At 54.5% G+C, this 24,372-nt stretch carries 26 protein-coding genes and 1 tRNA gene; 17 read left to right on the forward strand and 10 right to left on the reverse strand.

Annotated elements, in window-relative coordinates; translation table 11 throughout:
- Positions 1 to 9: 9 nt before the first annotated feature.
- The gene (locus P8Z34_00975; protein ID MEJ2549235.1) at positions 10 to 963 is read left to right on the forward strand and encodes an amino acid ABC transporter permease; all 954 of its coding nucleotides are present in this window, start codon (positions 10 to 12) and stop codon (positions 961 to 963) included.
- A gap of 49 nt (positions 964 to 1,012) precedes the next feature.
- A complete protein-coding gene (locus P8Z34_00980) occupies positions 1,013 to 1,738 on the forward strand; it encodes an amino acid ABC transporter ATP-binding protein (GenBank protein MEJ2549236.1) in 726 nt (241 codons plus the stop codon).
- A gap of 42 nt (positions 1,739 to 1,780) precedes the next feature.
- Here P8Z34_00980 and P8Z34_00985 read toward each other — a convergent pair.
- Positions 1,781 to 1,862 (reverse strand) — tRNA-Leu (locus tag P8Z34_00985).
- 154 nt (positions 1,863 to 2,016) lie between these two features.
- Between P8Z34_00985 and plsX the strand changes: the two genes are divergently transcribed.
- From plsX to fabF (P8Z34_01000), 3 genes are read left to right on the forward strand one after another with little or no spacing between them, the layout of a single operon-like run.
- Positions 2,017 to 3,036 carry a phosphate acyltransferase PlsX gene (gene plsX, locus P8Z34_00990; protein MEJ2549237.1) on the forward strand — a complete coding sequence of 340 codons (1,020 nt, stop codon included), beginning with the start codon at positions 2,017 to 2,019 and terminating at the stop codon, positions 3,034 to 3,036.
- Positions 3,033 to 4,286 (forward strand): beta-ketoacyl-ACP synthase II, encoded by a 1,254-nt coding sequence (gene fabF, locus P8Z34_00995; GenBank protein MEJ2549238.1) that lies wholly within the window; start codon positions 3,033 to 3,035, stop codon positions 4,284 to 4,286. Before plsX ends, fabF (P8Z34_00995) begins: the two co-directional genes overlap by 4 nt.
- 42 nt (positions 4,287 to 4,328) lie before the next feature.
- The gene (gene fabF / locus P8Z34_01000; GenBank protein ID MEJ2549239.1) at positions 4,329 to 5,621 is read left to right on the forward strand and encodes a beta-ketoacyl-ACP synthase II; all 1,293 of its coding nucleotides are present in this window, start codon (positions 4,329 to 4,331) and stop codon (positions 5,619 to 5,621) included.
- 88 nt (positions 5,622 to 5,709) lie between these two features.
- Here fabF (P8Z34_01000) and P8Z34_01005 read toward each other — a convergent pair whose 3' ends face one another.
- Both P8Z34_01005 and P8Z34_01010 read right to left on the reverse strand, forming a co-directional pair.
- The gene (locus P8Z34_01005) at positions 5,710 to 6,744 is read right to left on the reverse strand and encodes an SPFH domain-containing protein (GenBank protein MEJ2549240.1); all 1,035 of its coding nucleotides are present in this window, start codon (positions 6,742 to 6,744) and stop codon (positions 5,710 to 5,712) included.
- Positions 6,745 to 6,760: 16 nt separating this feature from the next.
- A complete protein-coding gene (locus P8Z34_01010; protein ID MEJ2549241.1) occupies positions 6,761 to 7,288 on the reverse strand; it encodes a hypothetical protein in 528 nt (175 codons plus the stop codon).
- Positions 7,289 to 7,483: 195 nt separating this feature from the next.
- Between P8Z34_01010 and P8Z34_01015 the strand changes: the two genes are divergently transcribed.
- Positions 7,484 to 7,987 (forward strand): NUDIX domain-containing protein, encoded by a 504-nt coding sequence (locus tag P8Z34_01015; protein MEJ2549242.1) that lies wholly within the window; start codon positions 7,484 to 7,486, stop codon positions 7,985 to 7,987.
- Between the two features lie 4 nt (positions 7,988 to 7,991).
- Here the strand turns inward: P8Z34_01015 and rsmD are convergent, their stop codons facing one another.
- Genes rsmD through scpB form a run of 6 tightly spaced genes read right to left on the reverse strand, consistent with a single transcriptional unit; the run spans position 7,992 to position 12,963 of the window.
- Positions 7,992 to 8,555 carry a 16S rRNA (guanine(966)-N(2))-methyltransferase RsmD gene (rsmD, locus tag P8Z34_01020; protein MEJ2549243.1) on the reverse strand — a complete coding sequence of 188 codons (564 nt, stop codon included), beginning with the start codon at positions 8,553 to 8,555 and terminating at the stop codon, positions 7,992 to 7,994.
- Between the two features lie 12 nt (positions 8,556 to 8,567).
- Positions 8,568 to 9,548, reverse strand: coding sequence for a uroporphyrinogen decarboxylase family protein (locus P8Z34_01025; protein MEJ2549244.1), 981 nt, complete (start codon positions 9,546 to 9,548; stop codon positions 8,568 to 8,570).
- A 55-nt stretch (positions 9,549 to 9,603) separates the two neighbouring features.
- Positions 9,604 to 10,464 (reverse strand): succinate--CoA ligase subunit alpha, encoded by an 861-nt coding sequence (sucD, locus tag P8Z34_01030; GenBank protein ID MEJ2549245.1) that lies wholly within the window; start codon positions 10,462 to 10,464, stop codon positions 9,604 to 9,606.
- Positions 10,461 to 11,606: an ADP-forming succinate--CoA ligase subunit beta gene (gene sucC / locus P8Z34_01035; GenBank protein MEJ2549246.1), complete on the reverse strand. Its 1,146-nt coding sequence runs from the start codon at positions 11,604 to 11,606 to the stop codon at positions 10,461 to 10,463. The genes sucD and sucC overlap by 4 nt, the downstream gene beginning before the upstream one ends.
- A gap of 8 nt (positions 11,607 to 11,614) precedes the next feature.
- The gene (locus P8Z34_01040; GenBank protein ID MEJ2549247.1) at positions 11,615 to 12,409 is read right to left on the reverse strand and encodes a pseudouridine synthase; all 795 of its coding nucleotides are present in this window, start codon (positions 12,407 to 12,409) and stop codon (positions 11,615 to 11,617) included.
- Positions 12,409 to 12,963 (reverse strand): SMC-Scp complex subunit ScpB, encoded by a 555-nt coding sequence (gene scpB, locus P8Z34_01045; protein ID MEJ2549248.1) that lies wholly within the window; start codon positions 12,961 to 12,963, stop codon positions 12,409 to 12,411. The genes P8Z34_01040 and scpB overlap by 1 nt, the downstream gene beginning before the upstream one ends.
- Before the next feature lie 83 nt (positions 12,964 to 13,046).
- On the opposite strand from scpB, the gene P8Z34_01050 reads away from it, so the two are divergent.
- From P8Z34_01050 to P8Z34_01080, 7 genes are all read left to right on the forward strand, one after another.
- Complete coding sequence (locus P8Z34_01050) at positions 13,047 to 13,634, forward strand: hypothetical protein (GenBank protein MEJ2549249.1); 588 nt, start codon at positions 13,047 to 13,049, stop codon at positions 13,632 to 13,634.
- 42 nt (positions 13,635 to 13,676) lie between these two features.
- On the forward strand, positions 13,677 to 15,272 hold the full coding sequence (locus P8Z34_01055; GenBank protein ID MEJ2549250.1) for a G5 domain-containing protein: 1,596 nt from the start codon (positions 13,677 to 13,679) through the stop codon (positions 15,270 to 15,272).
- Positions 15,273 to 15,275: 3 nt separating this feature from the next.
- Positions 15,276 to 16,241 (forward strand): SDR family oxidoreductase, encoded by a 966-nt coding sequence (locus tag P8Z34_01060; GenBank protein MEJ2549251.1) that lies wholly within the window; start codon positions 15,276 to 15,278, stop codon positions 16,239 to 16,241.
- Complete coding sequence (locus tag P8Z34_01065; protein ID MEJ2549252.1) at positions 16,238 to 16,732, forward strand: GtrA family protein; 495 nt, start codon at positions 16,238 to 16,240, stop codon at positions 16,730 to 16,732. Before P8Z34_01060 ends, P8Z34_01065 begins: the two co-directional genes overlap by 4 nt.
- A 157-nt stretch (positions 16,733 to 16,889) precedes the next feature.
- Positions 16,890 to 17,270, forward strand: a complete 381-nt coding sequence (locus P8Z34_01070; protein ID MEJ2549253.1) for a hypothetical protein — start codon at positions 16,890 to 16,892, stop codon at positions 17,268 to 17,270.
- A gap of 4 nt (positions 17,271 to 17,274) precedes the next feature.
- A complete protein-coding gene (locus tag P8Z34_01075) occupies positions 17,275 to 17,775 on the forward strand; it encodes an acyl-CoA thioesterase (protein ID MEJ2549254.1) in 501 nt (166 codons plus the stop codon).
- Positions 17,775 to 18,941, forward strand: coding sequence for an ATP-binding protein (locus P8Z34_01080; protein MEJ2549255.1), 1,167 nt, complete (start codon positions 17,775 to 17,777; stop codon positions 18,939 to 18,941). Before P8Z34_01075 ends, P8Z34_01080 begins: the two co-directional genes overlap by 1 nt.
- 89 nt (positions 18,942 to 19,030) lie before the next feature.
- On the opposite strand, the gene acpP is transcribed toward P8Z34_01080, so the two are convergent.
- Complete coding sequence (acpP, locus tag P8Z34_01085; GenBank protein ID MEJ2549256.1) at positions 19,031 to 19,267, reverse strand: acyl carrier protein; 237 nt, start codon at positions 19,265 to 19,267, stop codon at positions 19,031 to 19,033.
- A gap of 149 nt (positions 19,268 to 19,416) precedes the next feature.
- On the opposite strand from acpP, the gene fni reads away from it, so the two are divergent.
- The 4 genes from fni (at position 19,417) to P8Z34_01105 (ending at position 24,364) form a co-directional block, all read left to right on the forward strand.
- A complete protein-coding gene (fni, locus tag P8Z34_01090) occupies positions 19,417 to 20,448 on the forward strand; it encodes a type 2 isopentenyl-diphosphate Delta-isomerase (GenBank protein MEJ2549257.1) in 1,032 nt (343 codons plus the stop codon).
- On the forward strand, positions 20,445 to 21,455 hold the full coding sequence (locus tag P8Z34_01095; GenBank protein MEJ2549258.1) for a polyprenyl synthetase family protein: 1,011 nt from the start codon (positions 20,445 to 20,447) through the stop codon (positions 21,453 to 21,455). Before fni ends, P8Z34_01095 begins: the two co-directional genes overlap by 4 nt.
- A 105-nt stretch (positions 21,456 to 21,560) precedes the next feature.
- The gene (locus P8Z34_01100; protein MEJ2549259.1) at positions 21,561 to 23,435 is read left to right on the forward strand and encodes a serine/threonine-protein kinase; all 1,875 of its coding nucleotides are present in this window, start codon (positions 21,561 to 21,563) and stop codon (positions 23,433 to 23,435) included.
- Positions 23,436 to 23,581: 146 nt separating this feature from the next.
- Positions 23,582 to 24,364 (forward strand): Stp1/IreP family PP2C-type Ser/Thr phosphatase, encoded by a 783-nt coding sequence (locus P8Z34_01105; protein MEJ2549260.1) that lies wholly within the window; start codon positions 23,582 to 23,584, stop codon positions 24,362 to 24,364.
- Positions 24,365 to 24,372: the final 8 nt, after the last annotated feature.

Raw genomic sequence — 24,372 nt, forward strand, 5'->3', positions numbered from 1 at the left:
AGGGTTTTCTTGTCTGAATCCAATCCAACATCTGCAAACAAGCGGAAAGAACCGGGGATCGTACCCATCTCGACGCGTCTAAAGAATCTTCCGTGGTGGGCTCTTTTCTTGCTGTTTCTTGGTGTCTTGCTCGTGTATGCCATCATCGAACGCGAAAATTATCGGGACGCTTTCGAGTTCATCGCCCCAGGTTTACAGGTAACCCTGACGGCCAGTGTGATTGCTTTCGCCATCGCCCTCGTAATCGGTTTGATCATGGGCATGGGACGTATTTCTTCAAATCCCATTACCTATAACATTGCCACTTTTTACGTCGAAGTCGTACGCGGCATCCCCATGATCGTGATCATTATTTACGTCGCTTTCGTTTTGGTGCCGCTCGTCGTTCAGGGAGCGAATGGCCTCGGCAATCTCATCCTCGAAACGAATTGGCTCTCTTTTCTCCGAGGTTTTGGCACCACACTTTCCACATTGGACATCACACAAATCGATCCGCTCGCACGTGCCATTTCGGGCTTGGCGTTTGGCTACGGGGCATATGAAGCAGAAGTCTTTCGAGCCGGCATCCAATCGATCGAGCGCGGCCAGATGGAGGCGGCCCGTTCGCTCGGAATGAGCTACTTCCAGGCGATGCGGCACGTCATTCTCCCGCAAGCCATCCGCGTGATCCTTCCCCCTCTCGGCAACGACCTCATCGCCATGTTGAAAGACTCTTCCCTCATATCGGTTCTCGCTGTCCGCGACCTGACGCAGTTGGGAAAGCTGAATCGCTCGCGCACGTTTCGAACCTTCGAAACCTGGAACACGGTCACTTACCTGTATCTCTCTATGACGCTGCTGGGTTCGATGGGGGTGAAGATCCTGGAAAAGCGATTACATTCTGGAGAAGGCATCACAACTTCCATCAACAACGTATTTCGCCAGTTAAGACAAAGCCTGACCCGCAAACGGGTCATCGATTGAGATCAATCTTCCGTCGCAGCAAAGGAGTTACCGCACGTTGAGCGAAAAGATCATCGAAATACGGAACGTGTCCAAAAGCTTCAAACACGTTCAAGCCTTATCGGATATCAGCCTCGACGTCAATCGAGGTGAAGTCGTCTTCATTTTCGGACCGAGCGGCGGTGGAAAATCGACCTTGTTGCGATGCATCAACCGACTCGAAACCGTCGACGAAGGTGAAATCGTCGTCGATGGAATTCGCGTCACGGATGCGAAACCCGATCTGGATAGTCTACGGGCCGAAGTGGGCATGGTTTTCCAGCTGTTCAACCTATTTCCCCATTTAACAGTACTCAACAACATCACACTGGCTCAAGAGTTGATCCGCAAACGCGATCGCGCAGAGGCGTGCGAAATTGCCAAAAACCTGCTCAAACGCGTTGGCTTGCCTGAGAAGGCGGATGCCTTTCCCGACCAGCTTTCTGGTGGACAGAAACAGCGTGTTGCGATCGCCCGCGCGCTGGCCATGAATCCGAAAATCATGCTCTTCGACGAACCCACTTCAGCGTTGGACGCCGAGATGATCCGTGAGGTATTGGATGTGATGATGGTGCTGGCCCAGGAAGGGATGACGATGGTCGTCGTTTCACACGAGATGGGTTTTGCAAAAGCGGCATCCGATCGGATGGTCTTCCTGGCCGAGGGCAAACTCATTGAACAGGGTCCGACGGATGAAATTTATGCCCATCCCAAAGAGGCAAGGACCAAAGCGTTTTTCGACCAAATCCTCTATTAGGGGAAAAAATAAGGGGATGCATTCTTGCATCCCTCATGAGAGTGCGCTGGGCGGGGGTCGAACCCGCACGCCTTGCGGCACATGGCCCTCAACCATGCCTGTCTGCCAGTTCCAGCACCAGCGCGTGATCGTAATTTTCTAATTCTGCGGTATTATAGCCCAGGCACGACGGTTGTCAACATGTGCGCAGAACACCATTATGTATTCCGCCGGTCGTAACATATGTCTGCGCTAGTGGAACGATAGATGCTTAATTTATGGATTGGAGGGTATTCCCGATGCGAATCGTAGTTGACGCGATGGGCAGCGATGATCATCCTCAACCGGAAATCGATGCCGTGATACAAGCCGCAGAGCAGTGGTCTGAGCCGATCTTGCTGGTGGGCCAGAAGGAACTCCTCCAACCCATGCTCGACGCACGCAAGATTCCCACAGAACTCGTCGAGGTCGTCCATGCACCTGAAGTGCTCGAGATGACCGATAAACCGGCTTCAGCGGCACGCGGCAAATCCACGAATTCCATGGCCATTGGAATGGATTTATTGAAAAGCGGCAAGGCAGACGCTTTTGTCACAGCGGGCAACACCGGCGGCGCGATGGCCAATGCGCTGTTCCGTATCGGCAGGATTCGTGGTGTCAAACGGCCCGCCGTCACCGGAGGCATTCCCGTCCAAGGCGGATTCGCCGTCGTACTCGATATCGGCGCAAATGCGGATTGTAAGCCGGAATACCTGTATCAATTCGCCATCATGGGGGTTGTCTATGCAGAGAAGGTTTTCGGAATCGAGAAACCAAGAGTGGCGCTGCTCTCGAACGGCGAAGAACCCGGAAAAGGCAACATGCTGGTCAAGGAGACGTTTCCTATCCTTGAAGCTTCTGACCTGAATTTCATCGGAAACGTCGAGCCAAAAGAAGTCTATCGAGGTGAAGCCGACGTCATCGTGAGCGACGGTTTTTCCGGGAATGTGTTCATCAAAACCAGCGAAGCCGTTGCCAGTTTCCTGATTACAACCATTCGCTCCGAGATCAAGCAGTCACCAATCTCTTCCATCGGCGGATTGTTGGCAAAACCAGCCTTCAGCCGGGTTGGAAAGAAACTCGATTCCTCCGAATACGGGGCTGCACTGCTCCTCGGCGTGGATGCTCTTATTTTCATCGGCCATGGTCGTTCGGATAAAAAAGCAATGTTCAACGCAATTCGCATGGCCAGGCAAGCTGTTCAAAACGACGTTCTCGATGCAGTTCGCAGGGCGATTCAATCCCGTCTCGATGTTATGCAGAATAAGGAGAAAGAATGAGTGCTGACCGCCGTCGTGTAGTTGTTACTGGATTGGGGGTAGTTACCTGTCTTGGTTCAGATGTCGATCACTTCTGGCAAGCACTGCTCAACGGCGAATCCGGCGTTCGTCGCATCAATACATTCGACACGTCCGACTTGCCCTGCCAGATCGCCGGCCAAATACAGGATTTCGATCCAGGAGATTTCATCCCCATAAAACATGCCCGGCGTATGTCGCGAGTTTCGAAATTGACCTTGGTCGCTGCACATAAGGCTGTTGCCGATTCCAAATTGCCCCTGCCGCTTGAGAATGCCGAGCGCGTGGGCGTATACTTCGGTACAGCAATAGGCGGGCTGGAACGTGCAGATGAAGGACTCCAACAAATGCGCAGTACGGGATGGTCACACGTCAATCCTTTCATCATCCCCTCCGCACTGCCCAACATGCCTGCATTTCATGTCACGTTGCATTACGGCGCATATGGTCCCAACTGCACCTACACCACGGCTTGTGCGGCGGGTACCCAAGCCGTCGGTGAAGCCGCACATGCCATCCGTCATGGCAAGGCAGACGTCGTGATCGCGGGCGGGGCCGAGGGCATGATCCAACGCTACACCGTTGCAGGGTTCGCAAACATGCGGGCTTTGCCTACAAGTTACAACGACGATCCGGAACGCGCTTCCCGACCGTTCGACGCCAAGCGGGAAGGTTTTGTGTTCTCTGAAGGCGCCGCTTTTCTCGTTCTCGAGAGTCTGGGACACGCGCGCGAGCGAGAAGCAAAAATCTACGCAGAATTGGCCGGATATGCATGCTCCAACGACGCTTATCACGTCGCAGCACCGGATCCCACGGCTGCTGGCGCCACGCGCACCATGGAATGGGCGATCCGGGACGCGGGTATCCAACCCGAGCAGATCAGTTACATCAACGCGCATGGCACATCGACGCCCGCCAACGATGCCATGGAGACGATCGCGATCAAGAAGTTGTTCGGTGAACACGCCTACCGGATACCGATCTCCTCGACGAAATCGATGATCGGGCACGCCATGGGAGGCTCCGGAGCCATCGAGGCCGTAGTGTGTGCGCTGAGCATCGACAGCGGCAAGATTCACGGTACGTTGAATTATGAAAACCCTGATCCAGAACTCGATCTGGATTATGTGACAGATGGCATGCGGGAATTGAATGACATCGATTCTGCGCTTTCAAATTCCTTTGGTTTGGGCGGCCAAAACGCCTGCATCGTACTCCGCCGCATCGGTTGAGGTGTTGTATTCAAACAAAATGAGTCAGGAGGCACCTGATACGTGACGAAAAACCGTAATACCCATTCTAATACTTCACCGGACACGTCAAATCGCCGGGTCGTGATCACCGGCATGGGCTTGATCACACCGATCGGCTTCAACATGGAAGACACATGGGCCGCATTCAAGGCCGGCAAATCCGGCGTTGTCCGCATCACATCCCTGGATGCAAGCAAATATCCATGCCAGATCGCTGGCGAACTCAAGGGGTTTGATCCCCTCAACTACATTCCAGCCAAGAAGACGCGGAACATGGCGTCATCAAGCCAATTTGCAGTGGCCGCGGCAACGGAAGCGCTCGAAGATTCTCACCTGGATCTCGATCGCATCAACCGCGACGATGTGGCCGTAATTCTCGGCCACGCCGGCGGAATGAGCGTCGAAGAAACTGAAAAATCAATCCAGCAGTTGGCTTCGAGTCGTCTGGGACGCTTATCTCCTTTCCAAATTTTAAAGGGCTGGCCGAATACACCCTCGTACTTTATTGCCGAGAAATATCAATTTCGCGGCTATAACAGTACGGTTACCACGGCCTGCGCCGCTTCGACACAGGCAATCGGAGACGCAATGCGCCTCATCCGTTTGGGGGAATTCGACGTTGCCGTCACGGGCGGCGCGGAATACATGGTTTCCGAGATCGCGCTGGCGGGCTTTTGTGCCATGCGGGCTTTGGCAACGAATTACAACGATAATCCCGAAAAGGCGATGCGGCCCTTCGACGCCGATCGGGAGGGTTTTGTTTCCGCTGGCGGGGCCGGCATCCTGATTCTCGAAGAGTTGGAGCACGCCCTTGCCCGTGACGCTCACATCTATGCGGAAATTCTCGGAGCCGGGGTTTCCAACGACGCCTACCACATGATCATACCGGATCCGGAAGGGATAGGCGCAGCGCTTGCGATTCGCCGCTGTATCGAAGATGCCCACTTATCGATTGAGGACATCGACTACATCAACGCCCACGGCACATCCACACCGGTTGGGGACATTGCCGAGACGAAGGCGATCAAGCAGGTGTTTGGGGAAAGAGCTTACGATATCCCCATCAGCTCTACCAAATCCATGATCGGGCATGCGATGGGAGCTTCGGGCTCGATCGAAGCGATCGCTTGTGCGCTTACCATCCGCGACGAAATCATACACCCCACCATCAATTACGATACGCCGGATCCCGAGTGCGATCTGGATTATGTCCCCAATCAAGCACGCGAAGCCAGGGTCGACGTCGCCCTATCCAATTCGTTCGGCCTCGGCGGTCAAAACGCCTGCTTGCTGATAGGCCGGTTCGAAGGTTAGCTTTCAGAATAGAATTTTCGCAGCTTACAGAGACGAAAAGAAAGCGCCGGGCAAAAGCCCGGCTCCGTCGTTTATGTTTGCCGAAAAATCACTCGCTCAGGAAGCCGTCCAGGGCCTCTTTGCTAATGCGGTATGCCTTGCCGATCTTCTTGGCTTTCAAATCCCCTGCCTCGATGGCGGCGATCACATCCTCTTCTGCGACCTTCAAATACGCTGCCGCTTCCGAGGGAGTCATCACGTCCGGCACACTCGCAGCTCCACCACCCTGCTTCGCACCCGCATTTCGTCCACGGATCGCATCCGACAGCGCGTCCCCGATACCCATTCCTGCGCCGATTCCGGCGGTCAGGCCTGCGCCGCCTGAAGGATTCTGCGCTGCATCGCGCATGGCATCAGCGGCTTGAAGCTGCGTGTACGTAGCCATGTCGAGCATACCCATTGCACGCAGCTCTTCGGCGGATTTATCCGAAGGTTTGAGGCTTTCGATGTAAAAGGATTTCAAAGTCAAACCGAGCGCCTTGAAGTCATCTTGCGCTTTGGCGCGGACCCCGGCGCCGAGTTCCTCCACCAATCCGATCAATTCCGGAACCGTCTTGGCGCTTGTCGTCTCGCCGAGCAGATCCTGCAGCTTAGAGAGTAGCATGGATCGCAGCCGGCCTTCAATTTCCTTCGTCGAGTAGATGCCTGCCGTGCCCACGATCTGTGTGACAAATTGCTGCGCATCGAAGATTTGAAAGCTGTAGGTGCCGTACCCCTGAAGCAGCGCTACACCCAACGCCATGCCTGGGTTGCGAACCAGAATGGGTTGCGGTGTGCCCCATTTTTGATCCACAAATTCACGCATTGATACGAAATAGACTTCTGCCGTGAATGGTGAACGCCCCTTGAAGGCCGTTCCCAGCAGATCGATGAGCAAGGGTATGTTTGCCGTGCTGATCGTGTGGCGTCCTGCGCTAAACGTATCCAACGCTTTCCCGTCTCGGAAGAACACCGCATTCTGTGCTTCCCTCACGATGACCTGACTACCAATGCGGAAATCCCCCGCTCCACTATCCGGTACGCGATGTACGATCTCATCGCGCATTTCATCCGGGTTTTCAACAACGTCGAATATTCGAGCCATGTTATTCTCTCCTCATCTATTCAAGTTCAGCGGCTTCGAGGATAACCTCGTCGCGTCGATCAAACGCAGCGATTGCTTGTTGACAAACGGCAACCAGATTGTGAATTGAATCCGGAAGTTCTTCTGTAGCCATTGCGGACGTGAGCTCGTCGATCGCTGCGGATACCTCATTCACGCCTTCCAACAAGGCGAGATCAAACTGGTAGAGTTTATCTAATTCATCTTGATTGATACGGACCGCATCGAAAAATCCTGCATATCCATACGACGATCCGGCGATGCGGTCGATAAATCCACGAAGTTTGACGGCTGCCGATTCGATGTCATCGACGTACTCGAGTTTTCCTTCGGAGACCAGTTGTCTTTGCAGCTCCGAAATGCGGCTCCATTGTTCCTCATAGCGTTCAGCGACAGTCTCGCGCAGCATTTTATCGGCATCTCTTCGTCGTTCTCGATCGTAATACCCAAAAAAGCCTGCGATGAAGTTTTGAATCTTACCGACTAAATCTTTTCCCTCCGTGGCTTTTTCCATGGGATCGCCCATGTTTCACTCCTTGTAGCTTTATGCATCTTACAAGCGGTTTGACAAGATTATAGCTTGTCCCAGATCGAGCGGCAACCGAAACCATCTTACCCGATATTCATGCAAGCTTACATAGTACCTCGATATGCGCCCATCACGAGTATAATCTACGCAATCCGGGGTTCGACATCATGCGGAAGTGGATGAGTCAACGAATTGCCTTTATCTGACCAGAATATTCAACCAGGCCGTTATTCCGTCATCCCGCGCACCCTCTGCTTCCTCCTGAGAGATGAGCAACTGCTGTTGCTGCGTATCGCAGCAGATCGTGGGGCATGGAGTGGAATGCTCAACGGCATCGGCGGACACGTTCGACGCGGGGAAGATCCGCTGACTTCAGCAAAACGTGAAATTCGTGAGGAAACCGGCCTGGAGCCCCTGATCCTGCGTCTGTGTGGCGTGGTGATCGTCGACGTGAAAGAAGAAACCGGCATTGGTCTCTACGTCTTCGTCGGGGAAAGTCCGTCTACCAAAATTCGTCCCAGCCCGGAAGGTCAACCGCTATGGGTTCCGTTGAAATCCCTCCGCGATCTGGATTTGGTGGAGGACTTGCCCACTATCATCCCGCGTGCGCTGGACTGCTACCGATCAAGGGAAACATTTTCCGCCGTTTATCGTTACGACGACGATGGGAATTTGTCTATCGACTTATTTCCGTGAAAAATCACGCACCGCCGTGTAGATAGAAGATTAACATCGTGTTTCCGTACTTCCTTCGATCGAACTCCTCGAGATGCTTCAAATTCAGGTCCTCAGCCTCCTTCGGATGCATTTGAGCGATCACCCAAGCATCCGGATTGAGTAAACCCGGGTTGGAGTCAATCGTTTTGATGGCCTTCGACCAAAGGCCTTTGTACTGCGGCGGAGCAACATATACGTAGTCGAACGGTTCTTCAACGTTTCGAGAAAGAAGTGATAACGCATCGGTGTGCAAAATCTGCGCTTTCGTACGAAAACCCGTCAGTTCTAGATTCTTTTCGACTGTCTCTATGGCGCGGCGGTTGTTATCCACAAAGACGACAAGTCGTGCCCCGCGGCTGATCGCCTCGATCCCCACACTTCCCGTCCCCGCAAAAAGATCCAAAAATGTGCTTCCATCAATTTCGCGGCCGATGATGTTGAAAAGCGCTTCCTTTACCCGATCTCCGATCGGACGCACCTCTCGATCCGGAACACGGAGCAGTTTACGCCCTTTTGCCTCTCCGGCAATTACACGAATTCCACTCATCGTATTTGGTGGCTACACGCAATTCGCGGCGTCGCGTACGGCGAGGATGTTCGCATGCGGCGCAATGATGGGAACCACACAACCAGTCCCCAGGACCACGCCGCGACCGTCCGTGGAATTTAGGGCGTCCTGCGCCTCCTCCGCAACAGCAGATGCATTTTTATACACCATCGATTCCCGGCGCACACCGCCACACACGGCGCCTCGAACGTGGGATTTCCCCGTGCGTAGATCCGGCCAGGTCTCTCGATCGTGCCAATTTACGGCTTGAACCGGATATTCCTGCGCCAGTTCGAAAATGAGCGCCTCACCATGCAAATGAAGCACGTTGCACCATCCACTTGCAGCTCGGCCCAAGATTCGTAGATCGTAAGCCTTTCCAAAACGATCGTACGATTCCACATCAAAATAGCGATATGAGGCGTGTTGAACTGCGTAGAAGATCCCATCGATGCCCATCTCGAAAACCGCATCAACGAAGGCAACCGTACTCTCGGTTATGACCTCGAGCCCCGCCTCGACTTTCGTGGGGTCACGATGAATGTCAGCCAATAAACGATCGATCCCGGCCAGATTCTTCGCTTGTGCCAGCGGGCTGAATATCGTCTGAATGATGGGAACTTCTTCACTCAGATTCGCTTTGAGATATTCCAAACAGCGCAGCTGGTTGCCGAGGAATCCCTTTTGGGGATCGAGCTTTGGTAACTTCGGCCAATCATCGGGGGATTGAATCACTCGCTGCGTGTACTCACGCGTGCCTTCCGTCGCGCCTCGCCACTCGTCTCTCACACCCCAATCCTTAAGACAATAGGAGGACGCTGGTGTGACCTTCACGAAATCAAAGTCGTACGTTTTCTGGAACAGCGCGGCCGCCTTGGCAAGTAATTCAGGATCCTGATCATCCACAGGAAAATGACGCCATAATGCGACCGGAGGTCGGTCTGCCACTTCCCCGGCGAACGCCGCTTCCAACCGCTCCCGTTTTGTGGTCATTGAATTCCCTCGAGCATCATGCCTACACTACTTCGGCAATAATTCAAAAAACGCTTCACAACAAAGAAGGTATCGCTTCAGGCTGATCCGCCACAATCACGCCAGCCGATTCCAATGCTTTGATTTTATCAGCTGCCAGCCCGGAACCTCCCTCCACGATCGCCCCGGCATGCCCCATGCGTTTCCCGGGCGGCGCGGATTGTCCTGCGATGAAAGCCACCACCGGTTTCGTCATGTGATCGCTGATGTACTCCGCGGCAAGTTCTTCGTCCTTCCCGCCGATTTCTCCGATCAGGACTACCTTGTCGGTATGCGGATCGGCCTGGAACATGCCCAACACGTCGATAAAGGACGTCCCGTTGACCGGATCTCCGCCGATTCCTACACAAGTCGATGTGCCGATGCCAGCCAGCTTCAACGCATAAAGGACTTCGTAGGTTAACGTTCCCGATCGAGATACGAGGCCAACGGAGCCAGGTTGAGTGATGTGACCGGGTATGATGCCGGCTTTGCATTCTCCCGGTGTGAGGATTCCCGGACAATTCGGTCCAACCAAGCGCACACCCTTCTGGCCCATGTACTGCCGAACTCGCATCATGTCCTGAACAGGAACGCCTTCCGTAATACAGATGCACAACGACATTCCGGCATCTGTCGCTTCTAGCATCGCGTCGACGGCAAACCTGGCCGGAACGAAAATCACGCTGGTATCGGCGCCGGTCGTCTCGACCGCGCTTTTCACCGTGTCGAAAACCGGGATCTTCCCTTCGTAAACCCACTCGCCGCCTTTACCCGGTGTGACGCCTGCCACGATCTTCGACCCGTACTCGATCATCCGTACGGTATGGAAGAATCCTTCACGACCCGTGATCCCCTGCACGAGAAGATTCGTGCTCGCATCAATGAGAATACTCATGCTGACTTTCCCTCCGACGCCAATTGAATGGCCTTCTGTGCGGAATCGCTCAGGGAAGTCGCCACAACCATATCCGCATTATGCAGCAAGTGCCGGCCTTGCTCCTCGTTGGTTCCTACCAGCCGGACGACCATGGGTAGATTTCCTTCGACTTCTTTCATCGCCGCGAGTATCCCGCGCGCCACCTCGTCGCAGCGCGTGATGCCTCCAAATATGTTGATCAATACCGCACGCACGCCTTTATCCTTCAAGATCAAGTTGAACGCTGCGGCAACTTTATCTGCGCCGGCGCCTCCACCGATGTCCAGAAAATTAGCCGGTTCTCCGCCGTAGAGTTTGATCACGTCCATCGTCGCCATGGCCAATCCTGCGCCGTTGACCATGCATCCGATGCTTCCATCCAATTTCACGTAGGATAGGCTGAATCGCCGCGCTTCCCGTTCAGTCGGTTCCTCCTCATCCAGGTCCCGCATCTCCGCAAGTTCGGGGCGGCGAAACAGCGCGTTGTCGTCGATGATCATTTTTCCGTCCAGGGCGAGTAAGCGATCGTCGCCGGAGATGACCAGGGGATTGATTTCAGCCAGTGTCGCGTCGGTGTTGACATACGTATCGTACAAGCCGCGGACGATGTTGCCGAACTGCTGCCAATATTCCCGCGGCAATTCAATCGATGCCGCCAACTGACGCGCCTGATACTGGCGCATGCCCAATAAGGGATCGACGTGAACACGCACGATTTTTTCGGGCTTCGTTCTCGCCACTTCTTCGATGTCTACGCCGCCTTCAGCAGAGGCGATGATCACCGGACAACGCCGGCTGCGGTCGTTCGTGACGCTGAGATAGATTTCCGATTGGATGTCCGCTGCCTCGTCGACCAATACTCGCCGCACAGGCAAGCCTTTCACGTGCATCCCCAGCACATGCGTGGCCATCTCTTCCGCTTCTTCCGGCGAATCGACCAGGCGGATTCCGCCTGCCTTACCGCGTCCGCCAACCAGCACTTGCGCCTTGATTACCACGCGGCTCCCCAATTCTTGCGCCACGACCTTCGCTTCCTGGGCCGTCATGGCAACCCTGCCCCGCGGGATCGGGATGCCGTTTTGAGAAAACAATTGCTTGGACCGATACTCATGAAGCTTCATCCAAACTCCTATTCCCCTGCCTGTCGATTTTTACGCCCTACGTCAGACCTTCCCGGACTGCGTGTCCGACGGGTGGAAGGCTGCTTATCCCTCAGCAAGCGCTGCAGCATTTTTTGCTCGGATTTCGATAGAAAGCGCCACGTTCCGAGCCGCAGGTTTCCCAGTTGAATTGGGCCAATACGCACGCGAATCAATCTTCGAACTTCCAACCCCAACGTACGCATCATCTCGCGAATCTGCCGCTTGCGGCCCTGGCGTAGGACAATATGCACCCAGGATGTGTTCGTTGACGAATCTTCCCGCCAGACTCGCGCCGGTAAAGATTTTACCCCTTCTGGAAGCGATACGCCGTGCGCCAGGGCGGACAATTGGCCGTCATCCGGAGTTCGGTCCAATAAAACGCGATATTCTTTTTCATGCTCGTAACGCGGATGCAGCAGAAGGTTGGCCAGTTCACCATCATTGGTGAGCAGGATTAACCCCTCACTGTCCAGATCGAGCCTTCCCACAATAAAGGTACGTTGAGGGATTTTTACTAAGTCGAAAATCGTGCTGTTTCCACCCTGAGAACGATGTGACGAAAGCACGCCCCGGGGTTTGTATACAGCAATGTACACGGGCTTCTCTCTGGCATCGATGCGTTCACCGTCTACCCGAATCACATCGACATCTGCGTCCGCTTTCATTCCGATCGTGGCAGCACGTCCATTTACCGTCACACGGCCATCACGGATATAAGTTTCACAGGCACGTCGAGAGCCAATCCCCGTTCTTGCAAGTATCTTTTGCAATCTTTCCGACATCAGACTTCCGATTGGGTTTCCCCTTGATCCTCCGAACCCGTGGTTTCATCCGTCGAAGGAAGTGTTTCGAGATTCAACGGAGGGAGTTGATCCAGAGATTCGATTCCAAACTGCTGGAGAAACTCCGTTGTCGTAGCGTAGAGGATCGGTCTGCCGGGGCTTTCACTTCTGCCGGTCTCTTCGATGAGGCCATAACGCAGCAAGGTACGCAGCACGCTGTCCGAATTGACGCCTCGAACGGCATCGATCTGTGGTCGAGTGACTGGCTGCTGGTAGGCGATTATGGATATCACCTCCAACGCCGCGGGGGTCAGACGTGAGGTGCTCTCCAATTGAAGGAATCGCTCCACATCCTCGGAAAGTTCGGGCGCTGTTGTAAGTTGAAAGAGAGATCGGTGGTGCTGCAGCCTCAACCCCCGTCGCTTCAGTTCTTCATCCAACGTATCCAATGCTTTCTGTATCAAGCGAGGCGAGGCATCGAGAGCGGTCCCTAATTGTGAAATGGAAACTGGTGCAGGCGAAACGAAAAGCAACGCTTCGACGCGCGCGGCCAAATGATTCGTATTTTCCTCAGAAGCGGATGGACGAACAGCCGTGCTATAATCACCTTCGGATTCTGTTTCTGGAGTGGATGTTTTTGTCGTCACCAAACCTACTCACCAAGAGTCGAATTTATACGCTTGCGGCTGCGAGCATGATCCTCATCGCGAATCTCGCCTGCCAGTTGAACCTGGGTGGGCCCGAGCCCCCCGGCGAACCGATTCCCACACAGGAAAACGCCGCCTTCAATCTCACGGAAATGTGGCAGTCGGCGCTGCAGGATGCCGTTGAATCCGGCCAGGTCACCGTCATACTGAACGAAATTCAACTCACGTCGCTTCTCAGCCAGCGGATGGCGCAGAAAGAAAATCCGCTCCTGCTCGATCCCCAAGTCTTTTTACGTGACAAGATGATCCAAATTTACGGCACGACGAATAACGGGCCTTTCACCGCCAACGTGCTGATCGGCGTAACGCCGGTCATCAACGCTGATGGTGAACTTACTTTCGATCTCACCCGAGCAGAGTTTGGTCCAATCCCTGCACCATCAGCACTCAAAGACACCGTTTCCGCCATTCTCACCGAAGCCTTCACGGGCACGATCGGTTCTCTGGCAACGGGGATCAGAATCAGTACGATCGCAATCTCCGACGGGGAGATGGGTATTGTCGGTGAATTACGCTAACCGTCAAGTTTGGAATTATACCAGTGCGAAGATTGACCAGCAATGAGACCTGAGCAGAGACTGCAAAAAAACCTACTAATCGCGTTCCTGGCCGCCATCTTGATCGCTTCATGTTCCGGTCCCCGGACGACAGCGGAGCAGATACAGGTTACGATCGTCGTCGACGGTGAAGAAACCGGGTTGTCGGTCCCATCCGGATCGACGGTCCAATTTGCTATCGATACCAGCGGCATTACGTTGGGAACGCTCGATCGCCTCGACCCGCCGGGCTATACCCTGCTCGATGCCGGTTCGACGATCACGGTTACGCGCGTCGGCGAACGCTTCGAGATCGAACAAATCGAAATCCCTTTCGAACGTCAAACCCTGCGCAACGAATCTCTTCCGATCGGCGAATCTCACTTGCTGCAGCCGGGATCGAACGGGCTGCAAGAGATCACTTACCGCATATTGGAAGAAGGCGGCGTGGAAATTTCACGAACACCGGTCAAGAACACGATCCTGGTCGAACCCGTCCCGGAAATTGTCATGGTCGGGATTCAATCGGCATACACCCCTGTCTCCATCGAGGGGAAATTGGCTTACATATCGGGACAAAATGCCTGGATCGTCCAGGGCGACACCGGCAATCGCCGGCCACTCGTGCTGACGGGTGATCTGGACGGATACATATTCAAGCTCTCCGACGACGGGCGCTTCTTACTCTTCACCCGCCAGGTCGAGGACGACGAAGATACGATCAATCGTTTGTGGGCCGTTTCCACCACAGACGCAAACGCTGAACTCATCGATCTGAAAGTGGAGAACATCGTCCACTTCGCGGATTGGATGCCCGGCATCGATTCCCGCATCGTTGCCTATTCGACCGTCGAACCCAGCCCCGCCGCACCCGGTTGGCAGGCCAACAACGATCTGCTAACGGTTCGATTCACGGAATCGGGTGTGGTCTTCCGTCCGGAAACGGTGATCGAACCCAACGCCGGCGGCCAGTATGGATGGTGGGGGACGACGTTCGTCTGGGGCGAGGACCACCTTCACCTGGCGTATGCACAGGCAGACAGCATCGGTCTCGTCGATTTCGACACCGCCAGCTTCGTCCCGCTTCAGGAGATTACGCCCTATCGGACGCTGAGTGATTGGGCCTGGGTCCCGGGACTCACCTGGGGGCGGGACAATCGGACGCTCTTTTTCATCGATCATGGAGATCCGATTGCACTCGAAAATCCAGACGCATCACCTGTTTTCGATCTCGTGGCGCTTACCGGCCAGGGCGGTTTGCGCTTACCGCTTGCGGAAAAAACGGGGATGTTCGCCTACCCGACGGTTTCCCCGGCCAGCTTGCTGGATACCGGCGAAATCGAATACAAGGTGGCATTTCTGCAAGCAATCTCTCCGCTAGAAAGCGACACGAGCAACTACCGTTTGACCGTCTTGGATCGAGACGGCAGCAACCTGCACGGAATCTTTCCCCCACCTGGTGAAAGCGGATTAGAACCGCAGCCCGTCGTATGGTCACCCGGGGCCGATCAAATTGCCGTCATTTACCGTGGCGATCTCTGGATCGTGGATGTCGCCAGTGAAATGGGGCAAAGGATCACTGCAGAAGGCTTGACCCTCTCGATGGACTGGAGCCCCTGAACAATGCTCAAGGACCAAATGCGAGTCGTGGTGACCGGTGGAGCCGGGTTTATCGGTTCACATCTCTGCGATTACCTGCTTCGAAAAGGTCATCAAGTCGTCATCATCGACAATCTCCTCACGGGCAGCCTGGAAAATATCGCGCATTTCGAAGGAAATGACGACGTGCTCTTCATCAAGCAAGATGTGTCGGAGCACATCTCCGTACCCGGCAGGATCGATGCCGTGATGCATCTCGCATCGCCGGCCAGCCCTAACCAATCCTCACCGTACGGTTATCCGCAATTATCGATACAGACCTTGAAGGTCGGTTCGCTGGGCACACACAACGCTCTCGGAGTCGCACGCGCACACGATGCAGCGTTTCTACTCGCCTCGACGTCTGAAATCTACGGCGATCCGGAGGTTCATCCGCAGCATGAGGAGTACTTCGGCCACGTGAACCCTGTAGGCATCCGCTCTGTGTACGATGAAGCGAAACGCTTCGCGGAAGCCATAACGATGGCCTATCACCGCAAACACGGCTTGCGCACGCACATCGCCCGGATCTTCAACACCTTCGGTCCTCGCATGCGTCTCGACGACGGACGCGTCGTGCCCAACTTCATCGGCCAGGCCATTCAAAACAAACCGCTTACGATTTACGGCGACGGCAAGCAAACCCGTAGTTTTTGTTACGTAAGCGACACCGTCGAAGGCCTTTATCGTTTACTTCAAAGCGACTACAATCTACCGGTCAACATCGGGAATCCGGTCGAAATGACGATCATGCAATTGGCCGAGTTGATCAACCGCCTGACGAAAAACCAGGCCGGAATTGAAATCCTGCCCGACTCGCGTGCGCCGGCCGACCCACAACGCCGGCAGCCGGACATCTCACGCGCCCGGGAGATTCTCGATTGGGCACCGCAGGTAGACATCGAAGCAGGATTGGAACGGACCATAAAGGATTTTCAGAGCCGTATATGAACGCAACCACCAGAAGACGTCGGGAATTCATACGCTTCGTCAAATTTTCGGTTGTGGGGACGTTCGGGGCCGTCGTCGATTTCGGCACCTTCAACCTACTGCATTCCGTCATTGGCTTGAACAGCCTGCCGTCCAGTGTGTGCTCATTCACGGCCGCGATCATCAGCAATTTCATATGGAATCGCTACTGGACCTACCCGGATTCGCGCTCCAAACCCATCCCCCATCAAGCCACGCAGTTTCTCGGCGTAAATCTGATCGGCCTGCTGATCCGTACTCCGATATTTGCTTTTTCGGAGGCCCCCATGACTCGCTTTGCAGAATGGCTGCTCGTCAACATCCCTTCCACGTTCCCCCCCGGCGAAGCTTCATTCCTTCCGATCGAGAGCGCAGTTCTGGGTAGCAATCTGGCACTCGCCACGGCGGTCATCGTCGTCCTGTTCTGGAATTTCACGGTAAACCGCATTTGGACGTATTCAGACGTCACCTAGCGTAGATCAAGCAATCATTCATAATTGAGAACGATTCAGCGGAATGATTTCAAATTCGACGAAGCACAAGATATAACTTACGATGTAATTACAAAAACTTTCGAACAATTTCGAGGGCTTGTATAATGGATCACACCTCAACGGAGCCTGACAATCGATGACCAAGAAATTGAGAAAGCCGATCCCGATTTATACTACCCCTGGAGATTGGTCCGCCTTACTCGTTTTCCCTTATATTTACAATACGCTGGGTGAATGGATCGGTTGGGTGACATCGGAAAAAGAGGTTTTCGACGTCAACGGGGTATACGTCGGATGGATAACGAAAGATCCCCGCATTCTCACCAAACGCATCCCGCAGCGTCCACTCGTTCGAAGAGAGCCTCCCGTGGAGCCCCAACGCATCCGGCCGCCCGCGACCGTCCCGCTGCCACCGATGATGTCCGATCTTCCGTTCGAAATCATCGATGTTCTCGACGAAACCCCGGAACGTCTGCATACGACGGATGCCGCAGGACATCGGGAGGACATGGATTAACCGAATGCCGCACGATGAAATCGAAGCCAAACCCGTGCACGCCTCCAGGGTTGTGCTCAGTCAACTCATGCAGCCAGGACAAGCCAACTCTCGAGGGGATGTACACGGCGGTTGGATCATGAAGTTGGTCGACGAAGCAGGCGCGCTGGCCGCCATGCGTCATGCGCAATGCAGAGTCGTCACCGTTGCCATCGATCAGATGCATTTCCTCGAACCCATCCGTATCGGCGATTTGGTCATTCTGGAAGCGGAAGTAACTTATGTCGGTCGTACGTCCATCGAGACGCGCGTGCAGGTACATGCGGAAAATCCCGTGACCGGTCAAAGGACTCACACCAACACCGGCTTCCTGGTCTATGTGGCGCTCGACGATGCCCGCATTCCGAAGCGCGTCCCCAAACTGATCGCGGAGACGGAAAGTGAAAAGCGACTTCTGGCCGGGGGCAAACAACGCCAAGCTCATCGACTTGCCCAGCGAAAGCAAGATATACGCGAAGACGCCTGATGACGACCAATCTAAAATCTCTCAACGAATTAATCGAACAAGCTAGTGCAAAACGGTTTCTCGATGTCGAAACCGCGGAGGATAAGGGGCTGGCGGAGCCGCTTGTCTTTCCATATCTATCCCTCGTGGGACAGCAAGACATGAAAATCGCTTTGCTGCTCGCACTGATCAACCCCCTCATCGGCGGCGTGCTGCTCATCGGACCCAGAGGTACGGGCAAGACAACGGCCGTGCGAAGTTTGACCGATTTGATGCCAGACATCCTACGCAGCCGCTGCGAATATGGATGCACGCCCGAAGACGTCGAGACCAGCGGCATCGACTCGGTTTGTCCGAACTGCGCACAACGCTACGCCCATGGGGAACCGCTGACGTACACGGACCGAGTGCGACTCTTCGAGCTTCCCCTCAATGCCGGCCTGGAGGACGTGGTTGGCGGCATCGACGAACGCGCCGCGGTCCATCAGAGATTACGCTTTCGCCGCGGAATCCTCGCCCGTGCGGACCAGAACGTGCTCTACGTCGATGAAATCAACTTGCTCGATGACGACATCATCGATGCCATACTCGATGCTGCTGCACAAGGCACCTACTCGGTCCATCGCGGCGCACTCGTGGCAACATATCGCGCCCGATTCGTGCTCATCGGTTCGATGAATCCGGAGGAGGGCCGGCTGCGCCCTCAGATTCTCGATCGTTTCGGGCTGCGTGTTATCGTTCGCGGTTTGGAACGCCGCAGCGATCGACTGGAAGCCTATCGACGCACGATCGCATTCCGCAACAATCCGCGAGAAGTGATCCAGGAATACGCAGAGGCCACGGCGTTGTTCCGGGAAGAGCTGGAACTCGCAAGACAGCGTCTTCCGGACGTGACGCTCACGAAATCAGCCGAAACGCTAGGCCTGAAATTGGTCCAGGAATTGGGCGTGGATTCCTTGCGTGCGGAGATTACGCTCTTCGAAGCTGCCAGAGCCCATGCAATCGCGGACGGCAGGGAACGCGCCAATCCGCAGGATATACGCACCGTCGCTCCGGTGAGCCTGCGTCTGCGGCGTTCACAGTTCATGCAAGATTACATCTCCTCCGTCTCCAAGGAAGAAGCAGAGATTCAAGCGCTTTTGAAAACGAAGAAACGATCCCCAGCAAGAAAATCGAAGAAGAAGTAGTTGAGTTCCCCTCAGGGAAGTACAGTATAGATAGAAAACGAAATAGGCCGGGTTTCCGCCGGCCTATTCTTATCGGTATTCCTCAACGGTTATTTCAGCTTGGCTTCGATGTAATCCACAGCCTCGCCGACAGTCGTGATCTTCTGCGCATCCTCATCAGAAATCTCGCCGCCGAATTTTTCCTCGAACGCCATGATCAATTCGACGAGATCGAGTGAGTCTGCTTCGAGATCTTCACGAAATCTCGATTCCTTCTTTACCTTGGATTCATCGATTCCGAGTAACTCTACAATAATTGCTTTTACATCTTCGAAAGTGTCGGACATCAGGAGCCTCCTTGATTATATGCTCACCTATGAGGATAATGGGGATTGTAAAACAGTCACGTCAGGTATACAAGCCCTTTTTTTCAGATATACTCAGCCTTAAAATGCGCTCGATATTCTAAGCGCTCTCAACCTAGGAACACTTTGATATGACCAAAGTTACGCCGACATCGGACCGTAAAAAAGACCACATCCGCATCAACCTCGAACAGGATACGAGATCGGGTCTGACTACGAATCTGGAAAACTACCACTTCAAACACAACGCCGTCCCCGAGTTGAATCTCGAAGAGATCGCCACTTCGACGACGTTTCTCGGAAAGCCTCTGACCTGCCCGCTGCTGATTTCGTCCATGACCGGCGGAACACCACGGGCAGCCGAGATCAACACCGCGCTCGCCGAAGCGGCGCAAAAAAATGGTATCGCCATCGGCCTGGGATCGCAGCGCGCCGCGATCGAAGATCCCGAACTCGCGGACACCTATCGTATTAGAGAAACTGCACCGGACATCGTCATCCTGGCCAACCTCGGCGCAGTGCAGCTCAATTATGGCTACGGAATCGATGCCTGTCGCCGAGCTGTCGAGATGGTGGAAGCCGACGCATTGATCCTGCACCTCAACGCGTTGCAAGAGGCCCTGCAGCCGAATGGCGACACCCGTTTTGCCGGATTGTTGAAGCGCATCGAAGAAATCTGCCGGAATCTCGAAGTTCCCGTCATCGCCAAAGAAGTCGGCTGGGGGATCTCCGCCGAGGCGGCCAGGCAGCTCGTCGACGCCGGCGTCCACGCCATCGATGTTGCGGGAGCCGGAGGAACATCCTGGTCTCAAGTGGAGCTGCACCGCGCCGAGACGAAAGCGCAAGAAACACAGGCGGCAATATTCAGGACGTGGGGAATTCCGACCGCCGAAGCCGTCATCCAGGTCCATGAAGCGCTGCCCGCTGTGCCCTTGATTGCCTCGGGAGGCTTACGTTCGGGTATCGATATTGCCAAATGCGTCGCAATCGGTGCGGATCTTTGTGGTATCGCAGGGCCATTTCTAAAAGCCGCCACTCAATCGGCCGAACGTGTATCCGAACTTATCCTGCAGTATGCCAACGAACTGCGAGTCTGCATGTTTGCGGCGGGCGCAGCAAACCTGCATGCCCTTCAGGATAAAATCCTGCGGATCGAGTCATGAAATCGGCTTACGCTGCCCTTCAAGAACAGATTCTGGCTGCAATCGAGGAAGATTTGCAGCGATCTGTCGCCTCCCTCGACACTCCGAATTACGCCGAGATGCACCGTATGATCTCCTATCACATGGGATGGTTGGACGCACCCCATGCTCGAGGAAAACGCGTGCGCCCACTGTTGACTTTACTATCCTGCGCAAGCGTGGAGGGGATCTGGCAGACAGCTCTTCCGGCCGCATCAGCAATCGAGCTGCTGCACAACTTCTCTTTGATCCACGATGACATCGAAGACCAAAGTGAGATGCGTCGAGGGCGCCCAACGCTGTGGTCGAAATGGGGGACAGCACAAGCGATAAACACTGGTGATGCGGTATTCACACTCGCGCATCTTTCAATGCTGCGCTTGAGCGAGAAAGCCACCTCGAGTGATCTCATTCAGGATCTCATGTTGCAGTTCGACCGTGCGTGCTTGTCGTTGACGCAGGGTCAACATCTCGACATTGGATTCGAGACTCGATCCACAGTGAGCAGCAGCGAGTACCTGACCATGATCGAGGGGAAAACGGCTGCGTTATTGGCCGCCTCCACCGCCATCGGTGCACGTATCGGGGAAGCGGAAGAACAACGCGTAACCCATTTTGGTCAATTCGGCCGGCATCTGGGATTGGCGTTTCAAATTCTCGACGACGTTCTGGGAATCTGGGGAGAACCGGCACGCACCGGCAAGTCTCATGAAGACGATATCCGCTCCCGGAAAAAGACCTTGCCGGTCCTATTCGCCATGGAAGCCTCATCTGCTGTCGCCGAAATGTGGAATCAGAGCAATGAACTGGATCGCACCGGGGACATCGTGGATGCGCTAGAAAAAGTCGGAGCGCGTGAATATTCGTACACGCAAGCAAGAGAGCACACCCGCCTTGCGCTTGCCGCGCTCGATGCCGCCTCACCCACCGGGCCGCCGGCTGAGGCGTTGCGAAATCTGACCCACGAATTATTATCACGCGACCAGTGAAAAATCAGATCCGCAGCGGAACTTCACTAGTCCGTTAGTCCTTCAGCACGTTGCGCGTCTAAGGTCTCATGCTATAATTTCCGAATAATAAGGGAAGCGAGGTTAATGCGGAAAAGTACGAAAGCGCTCGAAGGACAAACCGAGCATCTTGAACGCATCCAGCCCGGTACGACTCTTCAAGATCGCTATTTGATTCTTGGATTGCTCGGCGCGGGCGGTATGAGCAACGTCTATAAAGGTCGAGATCTTCATTTTCCGAACGTCCAAAAGCTGGTGGCCATCAAAGAAATGACCAGCATGGTCTCTGACCAGACCATGCATGAGATGATCGTCACGAACTTCGAACGAGAAGCGGATCTCCTGGCCACGCTTTCGCACCCTGCAATTCCCCGAATTTACGACTACTTCATCCATAACAACAGCCTATACCTGGTGATGGAGTTCATCGACGGCCTGGATCTGGAAGCCTTACTCGCCGAGAGTGAGGAATTTTTATCGGAACAACAAGTTGTCGAATGGGCCATCGAACTGTGTGATGTGCTGAGCTACCTGCACAACCATCAACCGGAACCTGTCGTATTTCGCGACATGAAACCATCCAACATCATGATCGACCAGCATAGTCACATCCGGCTGATCGATTTCGGCATTGCCAGAGTGTTTCAACCCGGTCAGAAAGGAACCATGATCGGGACCGAAGGATATTCACCGCCCGAGCAATATCGTGGTGAAGCCTCGCCGCCTGGTGACATCTATGCGCTGGGCGCCACACTTCATCATCTGTTGACCAGGCGTGATCCGCGCATCGAACCTCCGTTTTCATTTGCAGAACGGCCCATCCGCGAGATCAACGCAGACGTGTCGCCCGAGCTCGAAGCCGTGATCAATGCCTCCCTTGCCTACGATCCCAAGAACCGTTATCCCAGTGCGGAAAAGATGAAACAGGCGCTGATGGGGGTCGTACAAGAAACCGGTATTCTGGTGAAACCCCGCACGGCTGCTATCGTCAGTACGGGAGATTCTGTAGAACCGGTCTGGACCTTCGAATGCGAGGATGAAATCCGCGGTACGCCCCTCATCCATGACGGCACGGTGTACATCGGCTGTTACGACAACAATTTATATGCGCTGAACGCTGAAACCGGAGAATTCCTCTGGAAGTACGCCACCGAGGGAGGCATCACCGGAAAACCGGCCATCGAAGCAGATATGATCTTCATCGGTTCAGAAGACAATCGCTTACACGCAATATCTGCGGACCACGGTAAACTCATTTGGATGTACTACGCCGACGGCCCCATCCGCTCATCCCCCGTCGTATCGGATGGCCACGTATTCTTCGGTGCAGATGACAGCCGCATACACGTGGTCAACATGATTACCGGGCGGAGAGCGTGGAGAGAGAACACAAGCGGACCCATTTGGTCCTCTCCCGCCGTACACGATGAGCGTGTGTACTTTGGATGTGAAAGTGGTGATTTTTACTGCTACGATTTTCGCGGTGAGCAGAAATGGCGCAAGAAAATTAAACGAGCGGTGACCTCATCGCCGGTGATTGCCAACGGAATGGTCTATTTCGGGTCGAAAGACTGGACGCTCTACGCGCTCGAAATCGAAAACGGTTGGCAGGTATGGCGCTTCAGGATGGGCGGACCTACGATTTCGTCCCCCGCCTACGCTGACGGGAAGATTTTCATCGGCTGCGGCGATAACAACATCTACGCCATTCTGGCCAAACATGCTCGAGAGGCATGGCGTTTTGCAACGGAGCACCAGGTGACGGGATCTCCGATCGCGTATGAAGATTCGATCTACTGTGGTTCTGTGGATGGCTCACTTTACTGCCTGGAATTTCGTTCCGGACGTTTGCGCTGGCGTTTCGATACCGGCGGTGCGATAACGGGTACCCCGGCCATTTCGAACAACAAGGTTTACATCGGATCGACCGATCATAAAATTTACTCATTGTTAATTGTGTAATTCATTATGGCTAGACAGGACAAACATAGCGAATGCAATTTCTAAAGAAGACATTCAAGGGGTTATTTGGAAACCTCGGACGATCCGACTCTACCAGGTCTACGCCCGCTGCACGACGCGCACCGTCCACCTCTACTGCATGGTCATTGACCTGCGAGCAATCTATTCAAGTCGGTACGGGTCATTCCACGGGTGTCGTTCGTTCACACAACGAAGATGCACTCTTCGTCTTGACGGGGAATGCATTCGGCGATGATCCGCTCGATGGATTCGGCCTGTTTCTTGTCGCAGACGGCATGGGAGGTCATCGCGCGGGAGAAGTGGCCAGTGCTGTATCCGTGCGAACCGTCGCCAGAAGATTGACAGAAGACACGATCATCGATTTACTGGCACAAGAACCTCAAAACGACGCCGATTCCATCCAGGACATCCTGCGCCTTGCACTTCAGGATGCAAATCAGGCCGTTGTAAACAAAGTGCCCGGCGGCGGTACGACGCTGACGGCGGCACTCGTCCTCGATGGCCAGATGGTTATCGGTCACGTCGGCGACAGTCGAGCCTACGTCATCGAAAACGATTCGATGAAAGCGATCACACGTGATCATTCGCTCGTAGAGCGTTTGCGGGAACTTGGACAACTCACGGAAGAGGAAGCGGCCGTTCATCCGCAGCGCAACGTACTCTACCGTGCGATCGGCCAGGGCGCAAACCTCGAAATCGATACATTGACTCATCCCGTTCCAAAGGGCGGTTTTTTGCTCCTCTGCTCGGATGGCTTGTGGGGCGAAGTCTCCGAGGATGTGATCTATCGCATCATTTCCGGCTCCAACCATCCGCAAGAGGCCTGTGAAGCCTTGGTCAGAGCCGCGAATGCCGCAGGCGGGCCGGACAACATCACGGCGGTATTGGTGCAGTTTCCAAAGGGGTAAAGGGCGGA

Source organism: Anaerolineales bacterium (genome assembly GCA_037382465.1).
Taxonomy (GTDB): Bacteria; Chloroflexota; Anaerolineae; order Anaerolineales; family E44-bin32; genus WVZH01.

Excerpts from the sequence above, each read along its gene's own strand:
- plsX (MEJ2549237.1), top strand. The coding sequence starts at position 2,017 with ATGCGAATCGTAGTTGACGCGATGGGCAGCGATGATCATCCTCAACCG.
- fabF (MEJ2549238.1), top strand. The coding sequence starts at position 3,033 with ATGAGTGCTGACCGCCGTCGTGTAGTTGTTACTGGATTGGGGGTAGTT.
- P8Z34_01005 (MEJ2549240.1), bottom strand. The coding sequence starts at position 6,744 with ATGGCTCGAATATTCGACGTTGTTGAAAACCCGGATGAAATGCGCGAT.
- P8Z34_01010 (MEJ2549241.1), bottom strand. The coding sequence starts at position 7,288 with ATGGGCGATCCCATGGAAAAAGCCACGGAGGGAAAAGATTTAGTCGGT.
- rsmD (MEJ2549243.1), bottom strand. The coding sequence starts at position 8,555 with ATGAGTGGAATTCGTGTAATTGCCGGAGAGGCAAAAGGGCGTAAACTG.
- P8Z34_01025 (MEJ2549244.1), bottom strand. The coding sequence starts at position 9,548 with ATGACCACAAAACGGGAGCGGTTGGAAGCGGCGTTCGCCGGGGAAGTG.
- sucD (MEJ2549245.1), bottom strand. The coding sequence starts at position 10,464 with ATGAGTATTCTCATTGATGCGAGCACGAATCTTCTCGTGCAGGGGATC.
- sucC (MEJ2549246.1), bottom strand. The coding sequence starts at position 11,606 with ATGAAGCTTCATGAGTATCGGTCCAAGCAATTGTTTTCTCAAAACGGC.
- P8Z34_01040 (MEJ2549247.1), bottom strand. The coding sequence starts at position 12,409 with ATGTCGGAAAGATTGCAAAAGATACTTGCAAGAACGGGGATTGGCTCT.
- P8Z34_01055 (MEJ2549250.1), top strand. The coding sequence starts at position 13,677 with ATGAGACCTGAGCAGAGACTGCAAAAAAACCTACTAATCGCGTTCCTG.
- P8Z34_01060 (MEJ2549251.1), top strand. The coding sequence starts at position 15,276 with ATGCTCAAGGACCAAATGCGAGTCGTGGTGACCGGTGGAGCCGGGTTT.
- P8Z34_01065 (MEJ2549252.1), top strand. The coding sequence starts at position 16,238 with ATGAACGCAACCACCAGAAGACGTCGGGAATTCATACGCTTCGTCAAA.
- P8Z34_01070 (MEJ2549253.1), top strand. The coding sequence starts at position 16,890 with ATGACCAAGAAATTGAGAAAGCCGATCCCGATTTATACTACCCCTGGA.
- P8Z34_01075 (MEJ2549254.1), top strand. The coding sequence starts at position 17,275 with ATGCCGCACGATGAAATCGAAGCCAAACCCGTGCACGCCTCCAGGGTT.
- P8Z34_01080 (MEJ2549255.1), top strand. The coding sequence starts at position 17,775 with ATGACGACCAATCTAAAATCTCTCAACGAATTAATCGAACAAGCTAGT.
- acpP (MEJ2549256.1), bottom strand. The coding sequence starts at position 19,267 with ATGTCCGACACTTTCGAAGATGTAAAAGCAATTATTGTAGAGTTACTC.
- fni (MEJ2549257.1), top strand. The coding sequence starts at position 19,417 with ATGACCAAAGTTACGCCGACATCGGACCGTAAAAAAGACCACATCCGC.
- P8Z34_01095 (MEJ2549258.1), top strand. The coding sequence starts at position 20,445 with ATGAAATCGGCTTACGCTGCCCTTCAAGAACAGATTCTGGCTGCAATC.
- P8Z34_01100 (MEJ2549259.1), top strand. The coding sequence starts at position 21,561 with ATGCGGAAAAGTACGAAAGCGCTCGAAGGACAAACCGAGCATCTTGAA.